The organism is Rathayibacter rathayi (assembly GCF_004011095.1).
GTDB classification, from domain to species: domain Bacteria; phylum Actinomycetota; class Actinomycetes; order Actinomycetales; family Microbacteriaceae; genus Rathayibacter; species Rathayibacter rathayi.
Genome location: NZ_CP028129.1, coordinates 273878 through 296974, shown reverse-complemented (window position 1 = coordinate 296974; position 23097 = coordinate 273878). Strand labels below are relative to the sequence as shown.

Here is a 23097-nt window from a genome sequence, read left to right as displayed (position 1 = left end):
TTCTCCTTGTCGGAAAACAGGGTGTCTCGTCAGAGACGGGAGGTCGTCAGATGCTGGCGCGGATCAGATGTCGTCGACCGAGGACGACTCAAACCGGGAAGAGATGTTGATGCCGAGTTCTTCCGCAGCGCGGTAGACCTCGTCATCGGTGTCGCGCAGGCTGACCGCGGTGCCATCGGCCGAGAGGACCTCGACGTTCAGGCACAGCGACTGCATCTCCTTGATGAGGACCTTGAAGGATTCCGGGATACCCGGCTCCTGGATGTTCTCACCCTTGACGATGGCCTCGTACACCTTCACGCGGCCAAGGATGTCGTCCGACTTGATGGTGAGGAGTTCCTGGAGGGCGTAAGCGGCGCCGTAGGCCTCGAGGGCCCACACCTCCATCTCACCGAATCGCTGTCCACCGAACTGCGCCTTACCACCGAGCGGCTGCTGGGTGATCATCGAGTACGGGCCCGTCGAGCGCGCGTGGATCTTGTCGTCGACGAGGTGGTGCAGCTTCAGGATGTACATATAGCCGACCGAGACCGGGTCCGGGAAGGGCTCTCCGGAGCGGCCGTCGAACAGCTGCGTCTTGCCGGACGAGCCGATCAGGCGCTCTCCGTCGCGCGTCGGGGTGGTGGAGTCGAGGAGCCCGGCGAGTTCCTCCTCCGCCGCGCCGTCGAAGACGGGGGTCGCCACCTTGGTACCGGGCGCGGCCTCACGGGCGTGCTCGGGCAGGCGCGCGGCCCACTCGGGCTGGCCGTCGACCTTCCAGCCCTGCTTCGCGATCCAGCCGAGGTGGATCTCGAGGACCTGGCCGAAGTTCATGCGGCCGGGGACGCCGAGCGGGTTGAGGACGATGTCGACCGGAGTGCCGTCGGCGAGGAAGGGCATGTCCTCCACCGGCAGGATCTTCGAGATGACGCCCTTGTTGCCGTGGCGACCGGCGAGCTTGTCGCCCTCGGTGATCTTGCGCTTCTGGGCAATGTAGACGACCACGCGCTGGTTGACGCCCGAGCCGAGCTCGTCGTCGCCGTCCTGCGCGTCGAACACCTTGACTCCGATGATCGTGCCCTGCTCGCCGTGGGGCACCTTCAGCGACGTGTCGCGGACCTCGCGGCTCTTCTCGTTGAAGATCGCGCGGAGCAGGCGCTCCTCGGCCGAGAGCTCGGTCTCGCCCTTGGGCGTGACCTTGCCGACGAGGATGTCGCCGGGGCGGACCTCGGCGCCGATGCGGATGATGCCGCGCTCGTCCAGGTCGGCCAAAAGCTCCGGGCTGACGTTGGGGAGGTCGCGGGTGATCTCCTCCTTGCCGAGCTTGGTGTCGCGGGCGTCGACCTCGTACTCCTCGATGTGGATCGAGGAGAGGACGTCGTCCTTCACGAGGTTCTGGCTGAGGATGATCGCGTCCTCGAAGTTGTGACCCTCCCACGGCATGAACGCGACCAGCAGGTTCTTGCCGAGTGCGAGCTCGCCGTTCTCGGTCGCGGGGCCGTCGGCGACGACCTCGCCGACCTCGAGGCGCTCGCCAGCTGAGACGACCACGCGGTTGTTGTACGAGGTGCCCTGGTTCGAGCGGTCGAACTTGCGGAGGAAGTAGGTCTGCGTTCCGCCCTCGTCCAGCTGGACGGTGACGGAGTCGGCGGAGACCTCCTGCACGACACCGGCCTTGTCGGCCGTGATGACGTCTCCGGCGTCGATGGCCGCGAAGCCCTCCATTCCGGTTCCGACCACGGGGGACTCGCTGCGCAGTAGCGGGACGGCCTGACGCTGCATGTTGGCGCCCATGAGCGCGCGGTTCGCGTCGTCGTGCTCGAGGAACGGGATCAGCGAGGTCGCGACCGAGACCATCTGGCGCGGCGAGACGTCCATGTAGTGGACGCGCTCGGCATCGACCAGCTCGACCTCTCCACCCTTGGGGCGAACCAGGACCTTGCCCTCCGCGAAGCGGAAGTCGGAGGTGAGGGGAGCGTTCGCCTGGGCGACCAGGTACTCGTCCTCCTCGGACGCGGTGAGGTAGTCGATCTGCGACGTGACCGTGCCATCGACGACCTTGCGGTACGGGGTCTCGATGAAGCCGAACGAGTTGATGCGCGCGAAGGACGCGAGCGAGCCGATCAGGCCGATGTTCGGGCCTTCCGGGGTCTCGATCGGGCACATGCGGCCGTAGTGCGAGGGGTGGACGTCACGGACCTCGACGCCGGCGCGCTCACGGGAGAGACCGCCGGGGCCCAGCGCCGACAGGCGGCGCTTGTGGGTCAGACCCGCGAGCGGGTTGTTCTGGTCCATGAACTGCGAGAGCTGGCTGGTTCCGAAGAACTCCTTGATCGCGGCGACGACCGGGCGCACGTTGATCAGGGTCTGCGGGGTGATCGCCTCGATGTCCTGCGTGGTCATGCGCTCGCGGACGACGCGCTCCATGCGGGACAGACCGGTGCGGACCTGGTTCTGGATCAGCTCGCCGACCGCACGAATGCGGCGGTTACCGAAGTGATCAATGTCGTCGACGTCCAGACGCAGCTCGACCGACTCGCCGTCACGCACGCCGGGGAGGGCGGTGCGGCCGTCGTGCAGGGCGACCAGGTACTTGATGGTCGCGATGATGTCCTCGACCGTCAGCACCGAGTCGGACAGCGCCTTGTCGATGCCGAGCTTGCGGTTGATCTTGTAGCGGCCGACCTTCGCGAGGTCGTAGCGCTTGGAGTTGAAGTAGAAGTTGTCCAGCAGCGCGCGGGCAGCCTCGGCGGCGACCTGCTCGCCCGGACGGAGCTTGCGGTAGATGTCGCGGAGCGCGTCCTCCTTGGTGAGGATGTTGTCCTTCTCGAGGGTCAGCTCGATCGACTCGTAGCCGGCGAACTGCTCGAGGATCTCTTCGCTGGTCAGGCCCAGAGCCTTGAGGAACACGGTGACCGACTGCTTGCGCTTACGGTCGATGCGCACACCCACCTGGTCGCGCTTGTCGATCTCGAACTCGAGCCAGGCTCCACGGCTCGGGATGACGCGGGCCGAGTAGATGTCCTTATCCGACGTCTTCTCCTGCTGGCGCTCGAAGTAGACGCCGGGGCTGCGCACGAGCTGGGACACGACGACACGCTCGGTGCCGTTAATGATGAACGTGCCCTTCTCGGTCATCAGCGGGAAGTCGCCCATGAAGACCGTCTGAGTCTTGATCTCACCGGTGAGGTGGTTCATGAACTCGGCCTCGACGTACAGCGGAGCGGCGTAGGTCTTGCCGCGCTCCTTGCACTCCTCGATCGTGTACTTCTCGGGCTCGAGGTACGGGTTCGCGAAGCTCAGCTGCATCGTCTCGCTGAGGTCCTCGATCGGAGAGATCTCCTCGAAGATCTCATCGAGGCCGGAGTTGGCGGGGAGATCCTCCCGGCCGGCGGCCTTCGCTTCGGCGACGCGGGTCTTCCACGCCTCCGAGCCGACGAGCCAGTCGAAGCTCTCGGTCTGCAGCGCGAGCAGATCCGGAACGGTCAGGGTGTCGCTGATCTTGGCGAACGAGAGACGCGAAGCTCCGCGTCCGTTCTTGGGTGAGGTGGTGGTCGCGGTGGACGCAGCAGCCAAGGAAGGAACCTCCGTAGACCCTCGCGGGTCTCAATCTGTGGGATGTGTGGAGTGGGCTCCCGCCGTCGCGGTCCGACACTCCTCCCGCACGCCGTGCGGACCGAGGCGACTCGGTCTTCGGGGCGGGGCTAGAGTGTGGCAACGGCATCCACCATCTGATGCCGGGTTCCGGTGACCTGCCGACCGCGATATGAGGGCATGGGTACTCGGGAGCGCAAAGTACGAATATAGCCGCATGACGCCACGCCGCGCAAGTGCGAATGCTTGCGCCGCCCCTCGGGGTCCGGTATACGAGGCGAGGGACGCCGGCATCCACGGCTCGTCGGGCCGACCGAGCGCCGTGCGGCTGCCTCTCGTGCCCGCTCCCGCGGCACACTGGTCGGATGCAGGAACGCACCGGCCGCCGACGCGGAGACGACTCCGGACACCCCCGCGCGGTGCTCGGCAGCGGCTTCATCGCGCAGATCGAGCCCGACCGCCACTCGCCAGAGGCCGCCACGCTGGTCGTCGATGGCACTCCCCAGTCGCACGTCGACCTCGCCGACCCGACGCACCTCTGCTTCGAGTACGTCCGCCGGATCGGGCACGCGATCGACCTGGCGGCTCCCGCGGGGGAGAGCATCACCGCACTGCACCTCGGTGCCGGTGCCCTCACACTCCCCCGCTACGTCGCTGCCACGCGCCCGGGCTCCCGGCAGCAGGTGATCGAGATCGAGGGCGCCCTGGTCGCGCTGGTGCGCGAGGCGCTCCCGCTCCCCCGCGCCGCGCAGATCCGCATCCGGCAGGGCGACGCCCGGGAGGTGCTCGGGAAGCTGCCGCCCGGGCTGCGCGGCACGGTCGACGTGGTCGTGGTCGACATCTTCTCGGGAGCGCGCACCCCGGCGCATGTGACGAGCGCCGAATTCTACGGAGCGATCGCGCCACTGCTGGCTCCGGGCGGGCTGATCGCGGTGAACGTCGCCGACGGCGGGGCCCTCGCCTTCGCCCGCGCGCAGGCGGCGACACTCGCCTCCGTCTTCGCCCACACCGCGATCATGACCGACACGCAGATGCTCAAGGCCAAGCGCTTCGGGAACGTGGTGATGCTCGCCTCCGCCGACCCGCTGCCGGTCGACACCCTGCCCCGGCGACTCGCCTCAGATCCCGCCCCCGCCAAGCTCGTGCAGGGGCGCGAGCTCGAGAACTTCGTCGCCGGAGCGCTCGTCGTCACCGACGAGACGGCCACTCCGTCACCGCTGCCGGCGCGGAGCGTCTTTCAGGTGCGCAGGGGCTGAGCCCAGCCGCGCGTCGCCAGGACGGTGCCCGCGGAGCCGCCGGTACACTCGACGCCGGGGGTCAGCGACCCCGATCCGTCCTCCCGTCCGCCTCGCGCGACGACCCGGACCCGCACTCCACGAGGAAGCATCGCCCTGAGCATCATCATCCGCCACGACCCCGCGACCCTCCGCGAGGAGATCGACGTCGACGCCGCCCAGGAGCGCCTGGAGGACGTCGGTGCGCTGCGCAGCCTCGCCGCGCTCACCGAGAAGGCGGAGCTGTTGCGCCTGCTCGGGCGCGTCGACGAAGCGTGGGACCTCGCGAACGAGGCCGTCCGCCGCACCCGCTTCTCCGGCGACCGCGCCGAGCTGCTCACCGCCCGCGTACGCCGAGCGCGCCTCATGCAGCTGCGCGGCCGCGCCGACGAGGCGCTCTCGGAGCTCGCGCTCTGCGTGGAGGAGGCGCGCACGCACGAGTGGCACCTCGAGCACTCGTTCGCGCTCAAGCACCGCGGCCTCACCTTCTTCGAGCTCGGCGAGTACGGCCGGGCAATGCGCGACTTCGACGCCGCAACCGCCCTCGGCGAGCGCGTGGGTGTCCCCGAGGAGGAGCTCGAAGTCGCGCGCCTGGGCTTCGCCGCCGCCTCCGAATTCCAGGACGAGTCCGACCGCGGTCCCCGCACCGACGGCGCCGTCCGTGGCCGCCGCCGCGCCGACGAGTCCTAGGCAGCGCCACCGGTGGCCGACCTCGAGGACGTGGCCCGCTGGGCCGACGCACTGATCGAGGAGCACCTCGACCCCTCCTGGAGCTTCGCGCTCGACCACGCACGCACCCGCGGCGGGGCGTGCCACTGGACCCGCCGCCGGATCACCGTCTCGCGTCATCTGGCCGCGCGATGGAGCGACGAGGAGGTGCGGCAAACCCTCCTGCATGAGATCGCGCACGCACTCGCCGGACCCGACGCGGGGCACGGGCCACAGTGGCGACGGATCTCGGCGCAGCTGGGATACACCGGGACGCGCACCCACAGCAATCCGACCGCGGACGAGCTCGCCCCGTGGGTCGGCAGCTGCCCGGGCGGCCACCTGTTTTACCGTCACCGCCGACCCACCCGGCCCCTGGCCTGCGGCCGCTGCGCGCGACGATTCGAGCCGGCGAACGCGATCCGATGGCAGCGCCGCCCGGTCCCGGCGCCATGAGCGCGGAACAGGCCTCCGAGGGACGACGCAACACCGTGTCCGGCCAGTGGCTCCTCGAGGACGACGGCCGGCGCTGGTGGTTCGACTCCGGGAACCTCGCGCTTGACTTCGCCACGACCGGAGCGCGCGGAGCGGCCGAGCCCCTCGACTCCGACTCGGCCCTCGCCGCCTGGCTTGCCCAGCGGTTCGACGCGGTAGGGCCCGAGAGCAGGGACGCGCGCCTGGACGACGCTGTGATGCTGCGGGACGCGATAGCGCGCCTGAGCGTCGCGGCGGAAGCGGGGAGTCGACTGGACCCGCGGGACGTCGATGTGGTCAATCTTTTCGCGGCCATGCCCGACATCCCACCGGTACTCAGCGGAGGGTCGCGGCAGGCGGGTCGGCTGCACGCGGCAGGACGGCAGGCGCTCGCGTCGATCGCCCGCGGGGCCGTGGGGCTGCTGGGGCCGGCCGAGGCCACACGGCTGCGGCGCTGCGCGGCTCCGGAGTGCCGGATGCTCTACCTCGACACGTCGCGAGCGGGTTCGCGCCGCTGGTGCTCGATGCAGCGCTGCGGGAATCGGGCGAAGGTCCGGGCCTATCGGGCGCGCGCGGCGGCGCCCTCCTCGTGAGGGGCGCGGCGGTTGCTGGGGTACTGACGGCGTGCTGACGGGGTGCTGCTGCTGACGGGCCGCCGCGGCGGCGGGGCGGGCGCCGCGGCGGCGGGACAGCTCAGTCGGAGACGCGGACCGATCGGTCGAAGGCGACGTATCCGGAGAAGTCCTTGCCGACGCGGTCGAACGCGGTCGGGTATGGGTGCGGATACGACCAGGCCTTGTCCTTCTGGAGGCCGTCGCCGGTGTGCACCGAGAAGTACTGGCACTCGCCTTTCCACGGGCAGGTATAGGGGGTGGGGCTCTCGACGAGCACACCCTCGGCGATGCTCGACGGCGGGAAGTACCAGTTGCCCTCGATCGAGATCAGGTCGGAGGCGGGGGCGTCGGCGAGGACGACGTCGTTGAGGACGGCTTTCATGCGGGGCCAGCTTTCGGTCGGGGGCCAAGGGCGGAGGGACCGCCTCCGCGGAACGCTACGCCGGGGGCGCCGCGGTGGTCGAGGCGGAGGGGCGGATCCGCCGGGGGCTTGCGTACCGGGCGGGCGTGCGGGCGGGCGATGTGCAGGGGGCCGTGCGATTCGCAGGGACTCCCTACGATCTGCAGGACTAGGTGCCCTTCGCAGGGACTCCGTGCCCTCTGCAGGAGTTCGGTGTGCAGGAGAGCGTGCCGTGTGCAGGAGAGCGTGCCGTGTGCAGGAGTTCGATCCGGGACGGTGGTGCGATGTGCAGGGGATCTGAGCCCGGAGGCCTTTTTAGCCGTCCGAATGCGATGTCGAGGGGCGGATCCCCTGCAGACCGAACGGAGTCCTGCAAATCGGACACGGCCCTGCAAATCGGACACGGCCCTGCAAATCGGACAGGGGCACAGGCGCGGCCTTGCGCCGCGTGGGCCGGTAGTGCGTCAGCGCACGACCGACACCCCATCGACGGTGTCGACGCGCGCGGCCGTGCGGACCTCCTCCGCCCGCCCGTCGGCGACGAGCTGCCGGCCGGACTCGGACGCCGTGAGCAGGTGCGCGCAGGCCCGCCGTAGCCCCTCGTACGAGGCGCACACCACAGCGGCCTCCGGTGAGACGTGGTCGATGCCCAAGCCGATCAGCGCATCGACGACCGCGCCGGCCGCGAGCTGGTCCTCGATTGCGAACCGCGTCACTCCGCTCGCGTCGATGTCGCCGACGGCGATCACGTTCACGCTGGTGCGGCCGCCGTTCTCGTGCTGGCGCTCCAGGATCCACCGAGCGACGGCGGAGCGATCGACCAGACCCGCACGGACGACTCGGCCCCCGACGCCGCCGAGATCAGGCCCGTCCCCTCCGGGCAGAGCATCGACGAGGACGGTGACGTGAGCGGGGGCGAGCACGCGGAGGGCGCGCGCACCCCATTCGAAGCGGATCTGATAGCTCGACTGGTCGACGGCGGAAGAAACGGGAGCGCTCACCCTGCCACGCTAGCGACCGGCGGACGCGCATACACGTCCCGGGTTCCGAGCGCACCCGGTTCCCGCGCAGCACCGGGCAGAGGAGGATGTTTCGCGTGAAGGTGATGCTTAAGCACATGCTCGACACCGACGCCGACTCCGCCTGGCGGGCCCTGCAGAGTCCGGCCGTGTTCCGGGAGGTGATGTCCCCGCTCCTGACCGCCGCGTCGCTGGACGAGGGCGGCTTCCAGCCGACCTGGGGCCTGGGCTCCCACGAGGTCGCGATGGACGCCCTCGGCCTCGTGCCGATGGGAGCACAGGCGATCGACCTCTCCTACCGTCGCGTGCCGTCGCTGCCCGACGTCCGGATCCTGCGCGACAGCGGTGGGCCACTCTCCGGCTCGCTCCGCCTGATCACCGCGTGGGACCACCGGATGGCCGTTGCCCCTCTCCCCGACGGGCGCACCCTGTTCCGCGACCGCCTGGAGTTCTCGGCCGGTCTCGCCTCGGCCGCGCTGTGGCCCTCGATGTGGGCGTTCTGGCAGTGGCGCGGCATTCGCATCCGCTCCCTCGCCCCCTCGTGGAGACACGATCTCGGGGCGGACACCCGCCCTCGCGGGGAGGCGGCAGCGTGAGCCCCGACGGCGTCGCGGAGGAGGAGACCGAGCTGTCCCGCTCCGAGCTCCTGCGCCTCCAGTGGCCCTCCGCGGAGGAAGACGACCAGGGCGACGACCGGGTCTCGCCGCGCCGCCGCCTTACCACCGCGGTCGAGGTGTCGGACTGGCGGCGCCACGTCCAGGCCCTCTACGCGGAGGTGCGCAGGCTCGCGAACGTCGACCTGCTCGCGGCGCACGCGTCCTGGATTCGCGGGCGCAATGCTCTCTTCGCGCAACACCCCTCCACTCCGCTCCTGCCCGCCGACCGGGCGCACTTCCGCTCGCTGCCGATCGCACCCTACGACGCGGCCTGGCGGTTCGAACTCGAGGTCGCCCCGGCCACGGAGTCGCGGCGGATGGACGTGGAGACCGGCACCGACGGCACCGTGCCCTTCGAGCTGGTCGGCACCATCGACGTCCCTGCCGCCGGCAGCCTCGATGTGTGGCGGCTGGCCTCCTACGGCGGCGGGCTGTTCCTGCCGGTGAAGGACGCCCTGGCGGGGACCCCGGGCGGCACCTACGGCGGCGGCCGCTACCTCCTGGACACGGTGAAGGGCGCCGACCTCGGGCCCGGCGCCGCCCCCGGCACCCTCGTGATCGACTTCAACTTCGCCTACAACCCCTCCTGCGCCTACGACCCGGCCTGGGCCTGCCCGCTCGCTCAGGCGGGGAACACCCTCGCTGTCGAGGTGCCGGTGGGCGAGCGCTACCGGGGCTGACGCCGACCCTGAACGTTCTCGGAGGGTCGACCGATAGCCTCCCGGCGGCACCGTCGCGTGCCGGAAAGCAGGAAAGTCGCATGCCCCGTCCCGTCCTCCTGGTCACCGGAACCTCCACCGGCATCGGTCGCGCCACCGCGATCGAGGCCGCACGCGCGGGCTGGCGGGTGGTCGCCACCATCCGCGACCCGGCGCGGGCCGACGGGCTGCGGGCCGCCGCCGAGGAGGCCCGGGTCGAGCTCGACCTGCGGGTGCTCGACGTGACCGATGCCGGTTCCGTCTCCGCCTGCCTCCGCAGCGTCGAAGAGGAGCTCGGCGGCCTCGACGCCCTCGTGAACAACGCCGGCACCGGACACCTCGGCACCCTCGAACTCGAGGACCCGGAGGAGCTGCGCCGGGTGATGGAGGTCAACTTCTTCGGCACGGTCGCGGTCACCCGCGCGGCATTGCCGATGCTGCGCTCCTCCCGCGGGCGCATCGTGACCGTCTCGAGCATCGGCGGCGCGATCGGGCAGCCGTTCAGCGAGGACTACTGCGCGTCGAAGTTCGCGGTCGAGGGCTTCTTCGAGGCACTCGCTCCGGTCGCCGCTTCCGTCGGCATCCACGTCTCGCTGATCGAGCCCGGAGCTGTCCGCAGCAGCTTCGTCGAAAATATCGGTCTCGACGCGGGTGCGATGCTCGCCCAGGCCGGCCCCTACGCCCCGGCCTTCGGCGCCTACCTCGACCGGGTCGCGTCGTCCTTCTCGTCAACCCACGCGCAGGACCCCTGCGATGTCGCCGCCGTCATTGTGAAGACCCTGCGCGACCGCGAGCCGCCGTTCCGCGTGCAGACCTCGGACTGGGCGGAGGCCTTCGTCGGCACCAAGCTGAGCGACCGCGACGGCTCCCGAGTGCAGACTGCGATGCGCGGGTGGATCGGCATCCACTAGGGTGGGAGGGTGTGAGCGCAGCGACTGCGCTCCCCCGCGTCGTAGAACGCCCCTTGTCCCCTAGGACTCTGACCGTCGAGGATCCGTCCCGACCATCTGGCGAACGTGCATGAGGCCCCGGCCGCGCGCACCGAATCGTACGGCGAACGGATGTGACCACCGTCACCTTCGCCCGAACGCCGATCACCCGCGCCCCGGCCACCGCCCGCGCGTCCTCGATCGGCATGATGCCCCCGAAAGGCACCACTCCATGTCGAACCCCTCCTCCTCCTTCAGCGCTCTCGGCGTACCGGCCCCCCTCGTGGCCGCGCTCACCGCGAGTGGTATCACCGAGCCCTTCCCGATCCAGGTCGACACGCTGCCCGACACGCTCGGCGGACGCGACGTCCTCGGCCGCGGCAAGACCGGCTCTGGCAAGACCCTCGCCTTCTCCATCCCAATGATCGCCCGCCTCGGCGGATCTCTCGCCGGCGGACGCCGCCGCCCCGGTCGCCCGCTCGGGCTGATCCTCGCGCCGACCCGCGAGCTAGCCACCCAGATCACGGCCGCCATGCAGCCCCTCGCTGACGCCTACGGCATCGTCACCACCACGATCTTCGGAGGCGTGTCGCAGCAGCGCCAGGTCGCCGCGCTCAAGCAGGGCGTCGACATCGTCGTGGCCTGCCCGGGTCGCCTCGAGGATCTGATGAAGCAGGGCTTCGTCAATCTCGACGCCGTCGAGATCACCGTCCTCGACGAGGCCGACCACATGGCCGACCTCGGCTTCCTGCCCGTCGTCACCCGCATCCTCGACAAGACCCCCCGCGGCGGACAGCGCCTGCTGTTCTCGGCGACGCTCGACAACGGCGTGGACAAGCTGGTGAAGAAGTACCTGCAGAACGAGGTGCTGCACTCGGTCGACGAGGCCAACTCGCCCGTCGCGCTGATGACCCATCACGTCTTCGAGGTCGACGGACTCGACGCCAAGAACGCGCTCGTGAAGACCCTCGCCTCCGGCACTGGCCGCCGCATCCTGTTCATGCGCACCAAGCACCACGCGAAGAAGCTCGCCAAGCAGCTCACCGGCCAGGGCATCCCCGCTGTCGACCTGCACGGCAACCTCTCGCAGGTGGCCCGCGACCGCAACCTCGCCGCGTTCGGCGCCGGCACCGTCAAGGTCCTCGTCGCCACCGACGTCGCCGCCCGTGGGGTGCACGTCGACGATGTCGAGCTCGTGATCCACGTCGACCCGCCGATGGAGCACAAGGCGTACCTGCACCGCTCCGGCCGCACCGCGCGCGCCGGCAGCGAGGGCGATGTCGTCACCGTCGTGCTGCCCACGCAGCGCAGCGATGTGAAGACGCTCCTGCGCAAGGCCGCGATCCAGGTCGCGCCGCAGCAGGTGACGGCCGACTCCGCCGCGGTCGCGAAGCTCGTCGGCGACATCGCGCCCTACGTCACTCCCACCGCCGTCGTCGAGCCCGCTCGCGGCCAGTCGCAGGGTGGCCGCTCGCAGGGCGCCACTGCGCAGCGCAAGCGCGCGGCCCGCACCGAGGGCACCGCCGCACCTCGCGGCGGACGCTCGACGGGTGCCGCGACCGGCGGAGGCGACCGCCCCCGCCGCGACCGCACTGCCTCAGAGGTACCCGCCCGTGGCGGCGCCCGCGGAGGCCGCAGCCGCTCGGCCGCCGGCGCCCCGTCGACCTCGGGCGGATCGCGCTCGTTCTACAGCACCGCGACCGGCGGCGCGTCCTCGGCCGCGCCCGCCCGCGAGTCCGCAGGCGGCGCCCGCCGCGGTGGGCGCCGCGCGCAGGGCTGAACCGTCTCGCACGGCGGCACGCCGCGGTCGGCTGTTCAGACAATCGCGCTGTGCAGAGCGGGTCACGACCGGCTCGGCCGATCCGCTAACCCGCGGATCAGCTGTTCGCCTCGAAGCGTGATGTCTGAACGGGGCGGCCCTCGGCGCTTCTTCGCGGCCGGGAACCGGACCTTCCCGTGAAGACGTGTGCGCAACCGAGGTTGAGAAGCATCGACGTGCCCGGAGGGGACCGACCGACGCTCTCAACCTCGGTTGCGTACGTCTTTCGAGACCGTCCGCCGGGCCAGCCCACGACCGGCGGGTCCAGGCGGGGCAGCTGCAGCCATTTCCGACGCCGTGATCACCGCCACGGAGGTATTTCGTACATCGTCGAACGACTATCACAGGACGATCGGACGTCGAAGTCGCGGACCCAGGAGCAGGTGCGAGATCTCGCCGACGAGATCCGTCGGCTACGCGCAGACCCGTGCGAGCAGGCCCGAACGACGCCTCTCAGCGCGGAACTCGGAGCTACCGCCCCGGCGAGGGGACGCCGACGGATCAGGAGGGGGACCGTGCGGCTCCGCACGGCCTACGGCCTCACCGTCTCGGGACGTTCCGCAGCGGGCACCCTCAGCGCAGCTTGCCGACGGACGCCAATGCAGCGCGGAGCAGCGCGCCGCGCCCGCCCTCCATCTCGGCGGAGATCGCGTCGGAGCAGGCCTCGTCAGGGGTCATCCAGGTGAGTTCAAGGGCGTCCTGGCGGGGGTCGCAGGTGCCGGTGACCGGGACGACGTAGGCGAGCGAGACCGCGTGCTGGCGGTCGTCGGTGAACGGACCCATGCCGGGCATGGGGAAGTACTCGGCGACGTGGAAGGGCAGCGGACTGGCGGGGAGGAGGGGGAAGGCCATCGGGCCGAGGTCCTTCTCGAGGTGGCGGAACAGCGCGTCGCGCAGGGTCTCTCCGTACATCACGCGGCCCGACACGATCGTGCGGGTGATCTGGCCGGAGGCGGTCGCGCGGAGCAGCACGCCGACCTCGGTGACCTGCCCGAGTCCGTCGACGCGGACCGGCACGGCCTCCACGTACAGCAGCGGCAGCCGCCGGCGGATCTCGGCGAGTTCGTCGTCGGACAGCCACCCGGAGTTCGGGTCAGGGGTGCGCACGCTCATGGTGCCATTCTTACCCGTCGCGGCTGATCGCCAGACCGGCGCGGGCGAATCCTGCGCCCGGAGGGATGATGGTGCGATGGGAATCGACGCGAACGCGGTGCTGTGGTCCTCCTCCGAGCGCGACCGCGTGGGGCGGCCCCTCCTGGTCCTGCTGCACGGCTACGGCTCGCACGAGGGCGATCTGTTCTCGCTCGGCGCCTACCTGCCGCTGGAGCCGGTGCTCGCCTCCCTCCGAGCGCCCCTGGTGCTGGGGGGCGGGGCGAACGCGTGGTGGCCGCTCCGCGTGCCGCTCGTACCGGACGAGGCGCGCGCCGATCCTGAGGCGGTCGATGCTGCGGTCGACGGGGTGATCGAGTGGCTGGACTCGCTGGATCATCCGGGGCCGGTCGGTCTTCTGGGCTTCTCGCAGGGTGCGGCGCTCGCGGTGCAGCTGCTGCGGCGCGCGCCGGGGCGCTTCGCCTTCGCGGTAGCCCTGTCCGGATTCGTGGTGCCGCTGCCCGAGGGCGACGACGCGGACGAGCGGCTCACGCGCGTGCGTCCGCCGGTGTTCTGGGGCCGCGGCACCCTCGACACGGTGATCCCGGAGGAGTTCGTGCAGGACGCGGCGGCGTGGTTCCCGACGCACACTGCGCTCGACGCACGGGTGTACGAGGGGGTCGCGCACGGGGTCGGCCAGGCCGAGCTCGCCGATATCAGCACCTTCGTGCGGCTCGGCTTCGCCTGACCGACGCTCTCGCGCGCGTCAAGGGCTTCCCCGTCGGGACGCGGCCCCGGCAATGTCGGTGGTGGCGGGGAGGATGGGTGCATGCCGGATGTCCTCGAACGCTTCTCCCCCGCCACGCGGGCGTGGTTCCAGGGCGCGTTCCCGGCGCCGACCGCGGCACAGGAGGGCGCCTGGTCGGCCATCTCGAGCGGTGCGCACGCCCTCGTGGTCGCGCCAACCGGGTCGGGCAAGACGCTCTCGGCTTTCCTTTGGGCGATCGACCGGCTCGTGCAGAGCCCGCCGCCGGAGGATCCGCAGCACCGCACGCGCGTGCTCTACGTGTCTCCGTTGAAGGCGCTCGGAGTCGATGTCGAACGCAACCTCCGCTCCCCGTTGGTCGGGGTCACGCAGACGGCGTTACGGCTGAGCGCGGAGGGGATCGGCAGTGCGCCCACCACTGTCACGGTCGGCGTCCGCTCCGGCGACACGCCGGCCGCCGAGCGGCGCGTACTGCAGAAAAGCCCGCCGGACATCCTGATCACCACGCCCGAATCGCTCTACCTCATGCTCACGTCGGCGGCCCGTGACTCGCTGCGCGGAGTCGAGACCGTGATCGTCGATGAGGTGCACGCGGTCGCGTCGACCAAACGCGGAGCGCATCTGGCCCTCTCACTCGAGCGCCTCGACGCGCTGCTGTCCCAACCCGTGCAGCGCATCGGCCTCTCGGCGACGGTGCGCCCGCGCGAGGAGGTGGCCCGGTTCCTCGCCGGCCGCTCGCCCGTCTCGATCGTGGCCCCCGCGTCCGAGAAGCAGTGGGACCTCAGGGTGGTCGTCCCCGTCGAGGACATGTCGGAGCTGGGAACGGCGGCTGCACAGGACGGCTCGACGATGGGGGCCACCGGCCCGCAGAGCGGATCAATCTGGCCGCACGTCGAGGAGTCGATCGTCGATCGGGTGCTCGCGCACACCTCCTCTATCGTGTTCGCGAATTCCCGACGTCTCGCCGAGCGGCTGACCGCACGGCTGAACGAGATCTCCGCAGAAAGGCGTGAGCTGGCAGCGGAGCGGGCGGGCGCGCCCGTCTCGGTGGGGGCGCTGGTGGCCGAGGTCTCCTCCTCCGCTCGCCGCACCCCCGCCGAGCTGATGGGAGCGGCCGGAGGCACAAGCGGGACCGGCCAGTCCGCCCCCGACGAGGAGCCGCTGCTGGCCCGTGCGCACCACGGCTCGGTCAGCAAGGAACAGCGAGCGATCATCGAAGACGACCTCAAGTCGGGTCGGCTGCGCTGTGTGGTCGCGACCTCGAGCCTCGAGCTCGGGATCGACATGGGTGCGGTCGACCTCGTCGTTCAGGTCGAGACGCCGCCCTCGGTTGCGAGTGCCCTCCAGCGCGTGGGCCGGGCCGGCCACCAGGTCGGCGAGGTCTCGCGAGGCTCGTTCTATCCCAAGCATCGCGCCGATCTCCTGCACTCGGCCGTCACGACCGAGCGGATGCGCTCCGGACTGATCGAGGCCATCGCCGTGCCTGCGAACCCGCTCGATATCCTCGCGCAGCAGACCGTCGCCGCCACCGCCCTCGAGAGCCTCGATGTCGACGAGTGGTTCGACACGGTCCGCCGCAGCGCGCCCTTCGTCTCGCTGCCGCGCTCCGCCTACGAGGCGACCCTCGACCTGCTCTCCGGCCGTTACCCCTCCGACCAGTTCGCGGAGCTGCGTCCCCGCCTGGTCTGGGATCGCGATGCAAATACGCTCACGGGCCGCCCCGGCGCCCAGCGCCTCGCCGTCACCAGCGGCGGGACGATCCCCGACCGCGGGCTTTTCGGCGTCTTCATGGTCGGCGAGCCCGGCTCCACCGGCAACCGCGTCGGCGAGCTCGACGAGGAGATGGTGTACGAGTCCCGCGTCGGCGACGTCTTCGCCCTCGGAGCGACGAGCTGGCGCATCCAAGAGATCACGTACGACCGGGTGATCGTGACGCCTGCGTTCGGCGAGCCGGGGCGGCTCCCGTTCTGGAAGGGCGACTCGCAGGGACGCCCCGCCGAGCTGGGCGAGGCGATAGGTGCGTTCACCCGCGAGGTGGGCGCCGCCGCAGCCGAGACGGCCCGCGAGCGCTGCACCGCCGCGGGGCTCGACGAGTACGCGACCAACAACCTGCTCTCCTTCCTCGACGAGCAGCGCCTAGCCACCGGACAGATCCCGGACGACCGCACGCTGGTACTCGAGCGCTTCCGCGACGAGCTGGGCGATTGGCGTCTGGTGCTGCACTCCCCGTACGGCATGCAGGTCCACTCGCCGTGGGCCCTCGCGATCGGCGCCCGTGTGCGCGAGCGACACGGCGTCGAGGGGGCGGCGATGGCCGGCGACGACGGCATCGTGGTGCGGATCCCCGACACCGAGTCGGAGCCACCCGGCTCCGAGCTGTTCCTCTTCGAGCGTGAGGAGCTGGAGCAGCTGGTCACCAGCGAGGTCGGCGGATCCGCCCTCTTCGCCGCGCGGTTCCGCGAGTGCGCGGCGCGGGCGCTCCTGCTCCCGAGATACAACCCCGGCAAGCGCTCGCCACTGTGGCAGCAGCGGCAGCGGGCGGCCCAACTGCTCGACGTGGCGCGGACCTACCCGACGTTTCCGATCATCCTCGAGACCGTCCGCGAGTGCCTCCAAGACGTCTACGACCTGCCCGCGCTGCTGCGCCTGACCGCGCGTCTGGACGGGCGCGAGCTGCGGATCCTCGAGGTCGAGACGCCCACGGCCAGCCCGTTCGCGCGGTCGATGCTCTTCGGCTACGTCGCGGCCTTCATGTATGAAGGCGACAGCCCGCTGGCCGAGCGCCGGGCCGCCGCGCTGTCCGTCGACGCGACGCTCCTGGGCGAGTTGCTCGGGCGCGCCGAACTGCGCGAACTGCTCGACCCGGCCGTCCTGGCGCAGATCGAACGCGAGTTGCAGCGCGTCGAGCCGGAGCGGCGCCTGCGTGGGCTCGAGGGAGCGGCAGACTTGCTGCGGCTCCTCGGCCCGCTGACGCTCGATGAGCTCGGCGAGCGGCTGGTCGACGAGGCGGTCGCCTCGGCCGACATGGCGAAGGCGTCCCCGATCGAGCGCGACGTACTCCAGGCCCACGTCGCGGCGCTCGTGAAGGCGAAGCGCGTCCTACCCGTGGGCCTCGGTGGCGAGCAGCGCTACGCCGCGATGGAGGACGCCTCCCGGCTCCGAGACGCCCTCGGCGTACCCCTGCCGATCGGCGTCCCCGTCGCGTTCATCGACCCGGTCCGCGATCCGCTCGGCGACCTGGTCGCCCGCTACGCGCGCAGCCACGGTCCCTTCACCGCCGCTGCGGTGGCCATCCGCCTCGGCCTGGGCGTCGCGGTCGTCACCGACACCCTGCGCCGCCTCGCGGGCGAGCGCCGCGTCTCGGAGGGTGAATTCCGGCCCACCGGCACCGGCACCGAGTGGTGCGACGCCGAGGTGCTGCGGCGCGTGCGCAGCCGCTCGCTCGCCGCGCTGCGCAAGGAGGTCGAGCCGGTCGACGCCGCGGCCTATGCCCGGTTCCTCCCCGCGTGGCAGCACGTCGGCGGCTCCCTCCGCGGGATCGACGGCGTCGCTTCCGTGATCGACCAGCTCGCGGGAGCACCCATCCCCGCCTCCGCCTGGGAGTCGCTGATCCTGCCGGCGCGCGTCCGCGACTACTCTCCCGCGATGCTCGATGAGCTCACCGCCACCGGTGAGGTCCTCTGGGCCGGCGCGGGCACCCTCCCCGGCAATGACGGTTGGGTGAGCCTGCACCTCGCCGACACGGCCGGGCTGACCCTGCCCGTCCCGACCGTCGAGGCCACGACGCTGACCGAGCTGCAGCAGGAGATCGTCGGCGTGCTCGGCTCGGGTGGCGGCTACTTCTTCCGCCAGCTCTCCGACGCGGTCGGCTCAACCGATGACGCCGGCCTGGTCGAGGCCCTGTGGGAGCTGGTCTGGGAGGGGCTGGTGACCAACGACACCCTCGCCCCGCTCCGCACGCTCGTCGGCTCGACCGGAGGCGCACACCGCCAGCCGCGCGCTCCCGCCCGCGCCCGCGCCCGGATGACCGCGCGACCCACGATGGCGACCCGGGTCGGACCGCCGACCGCCGGAGGCCGCTGGTCGATCGTCCCGCTCGCGGAGTCGGACGCGACGGTCCGCGGACACGCGCTCGGCGAGACCCTGCTCGAGCGCTACGGGATCGTGACCCGCGGCTCCGTGCAGGCCGAGGGCGTCCTTGGCGGCTTCGCCCTCGCCTACAAGGTGCTCAGCGGGTTCGAGCAGCAGGGTCGCGCCAGGCGCGGCTACTTCATCGAGAAGCTCGGCGCCGCGCAGTTCGGCACGGCGGGCAGCGTCGACCGGCTGCGCACCTTCGCCCCGCAGGACGAGGTTCAGGAGCGCTCACGTCCGGTGCTCGCCCTCGCGGCAACCGACCCCGCCAATCCGTTTGGCGCGGCGCTGCCGTGGCCCCAGGGAGAGGGCCACCGCCCCGGGCGCAAGGCCGGCGCACTCGTTGCCGTGGTCGACGGGGCGCTCGCGGTCTACCTTGAGCGTGGCGGCAAGACCGCCCTCACCTTCACCAGTAACGACTCGGCCCTCGCCGACGCGGCCGGCGCGCTCTCGCGGCTGGTGCGCTCCCGCGGAGTCGAGAAGCTGACCGTCGAGAAGATCGACGGCGTCTTCGCGCTCGGTACCCCCTTCGGCGACGCGCTCGTCGCCGCGGGCTTCGTCGCCAATCCACGCGGCCTGAGGATGCGCTCGTGAGCGCCGAGAGGAGCCGCCATGCCCGAGGGTGACACCGTTTACCGGTCCGCACACAACCTCGCCGAGGCACTCGACGGCGAGGTCTTGACCCGCTGCAACGTCCGCGTGCCCACGTACGCGACGGTCGACCTCACCGGCGAGACGATCGACGCGGTCGTCCCCCGCGGCAAGCACCTCCTGATGCGGGTCGGTGACGCGCTGATCCACTCCCACCTCAAGATGGAGGGCAGCTGGCACCTTTACGCCCGCGGCGAGGGCGAGCGGCCGACATGGCACCGGCCCGCGTTTCAGGCCCGGATCGTCCTCGAGACCGAGGACTGGCAGGCGGTCGGCTTCGACCTCGGGCTCCTCGAGATCGTGCCGCGCTCGGCCGAGGAGGACGTGGTCGGCTACCTCGGTCCCGACCTGCTGGGCGCCGACTGGGACCCGGACGAGGCCCTGCGCCGCCTCTCCGCCGACCCCGAGCGGCCGATCGGCCTCGCCCTGCTCGACCAGCGGATCATGGCCGGCCTGGGCAACGTCTACCGGGCCGAGCTGTGCTTCCTGCGTGGCGTTCTGCCCACGCGGCCCGTCCGCGAGAGCGGCGACCTCGTGCGCACCATCGCCCTCGCGAAGCGATTGATCACCGTCAATCGCGAGCGGGCCGAGCGCACCACGACCGGCAACCTGCGACCGGGACAGGAGCTGTGGGTCTACGGCCGCAACCGCCGCCCCTGCCGCCGATGCGGCACTGCTATCGCACGCGGCGAACTCGGGGACGACGAGTTGCAGCTGCGGGTCACCTACTGGTGTCCACACTGCCAAACCTGAGCACTGCCAAACCTGAGCCGCTACTCCTCGACCGCGGAGCGACGGCCGGGGACGTGCTTCTCGTGGATGCCAAGCTCCGTCAGGCGCTCGATGCGGTCGACGTGGCGGCCCGGCTCACCGGCATCGGCCACGATCCAGCTGCCGACCAGGAGGAACACGTCCCGCCCACCGGCCGTCAGCGGGCCCGTGATGGTGAACGACCCCAGCGCAGGCGTCGAGAAGGCCACGCGCACCGCGTCCCCGTGCTCGAGGCCCGCTGCCGAGCGCTCGCCGCCGACCTCGTCGGCCTCCGGTGCCAGCGCGATGCTCTGAATCTCGGTGCCGGTCCCGAGGAAGACGTCGGCGACGACGAGTTCGCCGCCGACGGCCTGTCGGACGACCCCCTCGATCCCGTAGAGGCCGTAGCGCGGCGAGCGGACGAGGACGCGTACCGAGTCGCCAATCGCGACCTCGGCGAGCGCCCCGCGGATCGAGGCGACATCCCTCCGCGCGGGAGGGGTGGACAGAGCGTCGAGGATCGGGCTGGACATCCGATCAGGGTAGCCGCTCCGGGAGCCCGCCCGCCCGAGAGCGTCGCCGCTCCAGTGAGCCGTCGAAAACGACGAAGGTCCCGCGTGAGCAGGGCCTTCGGGAGGAGCGGAGTCGGTGGGATTTGAACCCACGGAACCCAATAAAGGGTTCTCCACCTTAGCAGGGTGGTGCACTCGACCGGACTATGCGACGACTCCTGAGCGCCCGCTGGCGGACGCACGACGACCATCATAACCGCACGCGCGAGGGCCCCGCGACACGGGCGCACGCCTCCCCGCCGGACTGGGGCGACAGCCCCGGAGGCCGTGTTCCTACTGATCCGAGAGCGAACGGCCGATCGTGCAGGTCTCCTGCTGCGCGGTCTGGCCGGAGACGTCGCTCGGGAGGGTGACCGGCCCGTCGGGCGCGATCGTCGCGGGAGCCTGGGGCGTCGCGGCAGGCGTCTGGGGTGCCGCGGCCGCCGGATCGGTCGACTGCGCGCCGCCCCCGGTCGTGCCGCTCAGGGCGACCGGCTGGTCGGCGAGGAGCGCGGCGTTCAGCGCGGCCGCCGCATCCCTGCTCGGATACACACCGTTGCCGTCGATGTAGGTCGGGTACTGCACGAAGACCACGTTCGTGAGATCGACGTCCTTCACGGCCAGGCCGATCGAGACCAGGGTGTTCACGTTCTCGAGCGAGGTCGAGAGCTGCATGTTCGAGACGGCCGCCTTGGCGAGGCCGTAGAGGTTGACCGGATTCGACAGGGTCGACGCGCTCTTCACCTTGCGCACGAGGGACGAGAGGTAGACCTGCTGGCTGGAGATGCGGGTGAGGTCGCTGCCGTCGCCGACTCCGTGGCGGGTGCGCAGGAACGCCAGCGCCTCGGCGCCGACGAGGGTGTGCGTGCCCGCGTCGAGGTTCAGGCCCGTGTACTCGTCCTGGATCGGCGACGCGACACAGACGTCTACTCCGCCGACCGCGTTCGACATCTCGATGACGCCCTCGAACTGGATCAGGGCAGCGTAGGGGATCTGCAGACCGGTCAGCTGCTCCACCGTCTTCACGGTGCAGGCCAGCCCGCCCGCTTCGAGCGAGGTGTTGATCTTCGCCGAGTCCACGGCGCCCGAGACGGCTCCGGTCTTGGGGTCGGTGCAGGAGGGGATTGGCACGTACAGGTCCCGGGGGAAGCTGACCACCTCGACGGTGGAGTGATCGGCCGAGATGTGCATCAGCATGGTGACGTCGTTGAGGTTCTCGGCTCGGTCGCCGTAAGCACCGGCCGCCGATCCGTCCGCGCTGTCGCTGCCGGCGAGCAGGATGTTCACGCCGCCCTCAATCGCCCCGATCTCCGCGACCGTGCCGCCGCCCGCCCCGAGGTCGACGGAAGGACGCGCGCTGCCCGCGATCAGCGAGGCGGCGATGGCCACAATGCAGACGGCGCTGAGCACGCCGACGCCCACGCAAGCCGCGAGGATCCGAGCAGCGAACCGCGCACCGCTCTGCCTGCGCAGGCGACCATGCCGTGCTGCGGTGGTCCGGCTGGACGCGTGTTCGCTCATCGGGTCGTACTCTCTCTCGGCTGCGAGACGCCTGTCGTCCCGGAGTCAGCGCGCGGGGTGGAGAGCACCTGTGGCACCGTTCGCCCTCGCCTCAGCCGAAGAATCCGACCGAGCAGGTCTGCTGGTCGGCACTCTGGCCGGTCACCGAGTCTGGCAGGGCAACCTTGGATCCGCCCTCGGGAGTCGCCGCAGGAGCGCCCGGTGTCGCCCCTGCCGTCGCGAGCGGGTCGGCGCTCGCAGGTCCGGCCGGAGCAGCGGCGTCGACTGCCTTGCCCTCGGCGGTGGCGCCGGCGCCCGTCCCGCCGGTGATCGCGATCGGCTGGTCGGTCTGCAGCGCGCTGGCGAGGACGTCGCCCGCGGAGCGGTTCGGAACCACGCCCGTCGAGGCCGCTCCCGTCGGGTACTGCGCGAAGATCACGTTTGCGAGATCGACGTCCTTCAGCGCGAGCCCCATCTGGACCATCGTGTTCACGTTGTTGAGCTCGGTCGAGAGCGTCATATTGCCCAGCGCCGCCTTGGCGAGCCCGTAGAGAGCGACCGGATTGAGGAGCGTGTCCGCACTCTTGATCTGGCGCACTAGCGCCGAGAGGAACACCTGCTGGTTGCTGATGCGAGTGAGGTCGCTGCCGTCGCCGATGCCGTGGCGGCTACGGAGGAACTGCAGTGCCGCCATTCCTTCGAGCGAGTGCACACCCGGGTCGAGGTAGGTGTTGGTGTAACGGTCGGCGATCTCGGTCGCTACGCAGACGTCGACTCCGCCGACCGCGTTCGACATCTCGATCACGCCGTTGAACTGCACGACCGCTCCGTAGTCGACCCGGACGCCCATGAGGTCCTCAACGACGCCCACCACGCAGCCGAGACTGACATCCTTGCCCATCGCCTCGTTGATCTTGGTGTCGTAGCGAGCGGGGATCGTTTCGCCGGTCGCCGCATTCGCACACTCGGGGATGTCGACGTACATGTCGCGGGGGAAGCTGACGACGGTGGCGTTGCTGTGGTCGGCCGAGACGTGCATCAGCATGTTGACGTCATTGAGGACGCTCGTCTCCTCATCGGGGTCGCCGTAAGCATCGCCCTGGCCCTTGCGCGAGTCGCTGCCGACGACCAAGACGTTGAACCCGCCCCCCAGCGCGCCGATCTCCAGGGCGCCTCCGGCCTGGACGCTCGACCCGGCGGAACCCGAGTGCAGGTCGACTGAGGGTTGCACCGACCCCACGAGCAGGCTCGCCGCGATCGCGACCACCGACACCGAGGCGACCACGCCGACGCCGCCGACCAGAGCGGCTCCCTTGACCAGCGTCCGCGCGAGAGTGTGCCGCTTTTGCCGGCCGTGCCGGACGAAGGGCCGCGGCACACGCGGAGTGTCGCGAGTCTGTCTCGAGGGGCCCGTGCGGCGCATCCGTCTCCCGGTGTCGAGGCGTCAGTTGTGCCCACAGGTGGAGCCGGCGATCGGCCCCGGGCATCGCGCCAT

The 23097-nt window shown here is 70.9% G+C and carries 18 protein-coding genes and 1 tRNA gene; 11 read left to right on the top strand and 8 right to left on the bottom strand.

The window, feature by feature from the left end:
• Window positions 1-63: 63 nt before the first annotated feature.
• Window positions 64-3555, bottom strand: a complete 3492-nt coding sequence (rpoB, locus tag C1O28_RS01485; protein WP_097166353.1) for a DNA-directed RNA polymerase subunit beta — start codon at window positions 3553-3555, stop codon at window positions 64-66.
• Window positions 3556-3938: 383 nt separating this feature from the next.
• On the opposite strand from rpoB, the gene C1O28_RS01480 reads away from it, so the two are divergent.
• From C1O28_RS01480 to C1O28_RS01465, 4 genes are read left to right on the top strand one after another with little or no spacing between them, the layout of a single operon-like run.
• Window positions 3939-4829, top strand: coding sequence for a spermidine synthase (locus C1O28_RS01480; RefSeq protein WP_097166352.1), 891 nt, complete (start codon window positions 3939-3941; stop codon window positions 4827-4829).
• A 24-nt stretch (window positions 4830-4853) separates the two neighbouring features.
• On the top strand, window positions 4854-5537 hold the full coding sequence (locus C1O28_RS01475) for a tetratricopeptide repeat protein (RefSeq protein WP_181024625.1): 684 nt from the start codon (window positions 4854-4856) through the stop codon (window positions 5535-5537).
• A 12-nt stretch (window positions 5538-5549) separates the two neighbouring features.
• The gene (locus C1O28_RS01470) at window positions 5550-6011 is read left to right on the top strand and encodes a SprT-like domain-containing protein (RefSeq protein WP_097166351.1); all 462 of its coding nucleotides are present in this window, start codon (window positions 5550-5552) and stop codon (window positions 6009-6011) included.
• A complete protein-coding gene (locus tag C1O28_RS01465; RefSeq protein WP_097166419.1) occupies window positions 6008-6622 on the top strand; it encodes a CGNR zinc finger domain-containing protein in 615 nt (204 codons plus the stop codon). Before C1O28_RS01470 ends, C1O28_RS01465 begins: the two co-directional genes overlap by 4 nt.
• Window positions 6623-6722: 100 nt before the next feature.
• On the opposite strand, the gene C1O28_RS01460 is transcribed toward C1O28_RS01465, so the two are convergent.
• Window positions 6723-7025 carry a DUF427 domain-containing protein gene (locus C1O28_RS01460; protein ID WP_097166350.1) on the bottom strand — a complete coding sequence of 101 codons (303 nt, stop codon included), beginning with the start codon at window positions 7023-7025 and terminating at the stop codon, window positions 6723-6725.
• Window positions 7026-7507: 482 nt separating this feature from the next.
• On the bottom strand, window positions 7508-8044 hold the full coding sequence (locus tag C1O28_RS01450) for a 2-phosphosulfolactate phosphatase (protein WP_097166349.1): 537 nt from the start codon (window positions 8042-8044) through the stop codon (window positions 7508-7510).
• An 86-nt stretch (window positions 8045-8130) separates the two neighbouring features.
• On the opposite strand from C1O28_RS01450, the gene C1O28_RS01445 reads away from it, so the two are divergent.
• From C1O28_RS01445 to C1O28_RS01430, 4 genes are all read left to right on the top strand, one after another.
• Window positions 8131-8658, top strand: a complete 528-nt coding sequence (locus tag C1O28_RS01445) for a hypothetical protein (protein ID WP_202129548.1) — start codon at window positions 8131-8133, stop codon at window positions 8656-8658.
• Between the two features lie 137 nt (window positions 8659-8795).
• Window positions 8796-9398: a DUF1684 domain-containing protein gene (locus tag C1O28_RS01440; protein WP_243392056.1), complete on the top strand. Its 603-nt coding sequence runs from the start codon at window positions 8796-8798 to the stop codon at window positions 9396-9398.
• A gap of 80 nt (window positions 9399-9478) precedes the next feature.
• The gene (locus tag C1O28_RS01435; RefSeq protein ID WP_097166348.1) at window positions 9479-10327 is read left to right on the top strand and encodes an SDR family oxidoreductase; all 849 of its coding nucleotides are present in this window, start codon (window positions 9479-9481) and stop codon (window positions 10325-10327) included.
• Window positions 10328-10577: 250 nt separating this feature from the next.
• Entirely contained in the window at window positions 10578-12125 is a 1548-nt protein-coding gene (locus tag C1O28_RS01430) for a DEAD/DEAH box helicase (protein WP_097166347.1), read from the top strand.
• A gap of 612 nt (window positions 12126-12737) precedes the next feature.
• Here C1O28_RS01430 and C1O28_RS01425 read toward each other — a convergent pair.
• Window positions 12738-13277 (bottom strand): NUDIX hydrolase family protein, encoded by a 540-nt coding sequence (locus C1O28_RS01425; protein WP_097166346.1) that lies wholly within the window; start codon window positions 13275-13277, stop codon window positions 12738-12740.
• A gap of 76 nt (window positions 13278-13353) precedes the next feature.
• Between C1O28_RS01425 and C1O28_RS01420 the strand changes: the two genes are divergently transcribed.
• The 3 genes from C1O28_RS01420 (at window position 13354) to C1O28_RS01410 (ending at window position 19554) form a co-directional block, all read left to right on the top strand.
• The gene (locus C1O28_RS01420) at window positions 13354-14001 is read left to right on the top strand and encodes an alpha/beta hydrolase (protein ID WP_097166345.1); all 648 of its coding nucleotides are present in this window, start codon (window positions 13354-13356) and stop codon (window positions 13999-14001) included.
• 81 nt (window positions 14002-14082) lie between these two features.
• Window positions 14083-18744: an ATP-dependent helicase gene (locus C1O28_RS01415; RefSeq protein WP_097166344.1), complete on the top strand. Its 4662-nt coding sequence runs from the start codon at window positions 14083-14085 to the stop codon at window positions 18742-18744.
• Window positions 18745-18762: 18 nt separating this feature from the next.
• Window positions 18763-19554, top strand: a complete 792-nt coding sequence (locus C1O28_RS01410; protein ID WP_097166343.1) for a DNA-formamidopyrimidine glycosylase family protein — start codon at window positions 18763-18765, stop codon at window positions 19552-19554.
• 20 nt (window positions 19555-19574) lie between these two features.
• On the opposite strand, the gene C1O28_RS01405 is transcribed toward C1O28_RS01410, so the two are convergent.
• From C1O28_RS01405 to C1O28_RS01390, 4 genes are all read right to left on the bottom strand, one after another.
• The gene (locus C1O28_RS01405; protein ID WP_097166342.1) at window positions 19575-20084 is read right to left on the bottom strand and encodes a hypothetical protein; all 510 of its coding nucleotides are present in this window, start codon (window positions 20082-20084) and stop codon (window positions 19575-19577) included.
• 107 nt (window positions 20085-20191) lie between these two features.
• Window positions 20192-20282 (bottom strand) — tRNA-Ser (locus C1O28_RS01400).
• A 114-nt stretch (window positions 20283-20396) separates the two neighbouring features.
• Complete coding sequence (locus C1O28_RS01395) at window positions 20397-21623, bottom strand: LCP family protein (protein ID WP_097166341.1); 1227 nt, start codon at window positions 21621-21623, stop codon at window positions 20397-20399.
• 91 nt (window positions 21624-21714) lie between these two features.
• Window positions 21715-22980 (bottom strand): LCP family protein, encoded by a 1266-nt coding sequence (locus tag C1O28_RS01390; RefSeq protein ID WP_243392053.1) that lies wholly within the window; start codon window positions 22978-22980, stop codon window positions 21715-21717.
• Window positions 22981-23097: the final 117 nt, after the last annotated feature.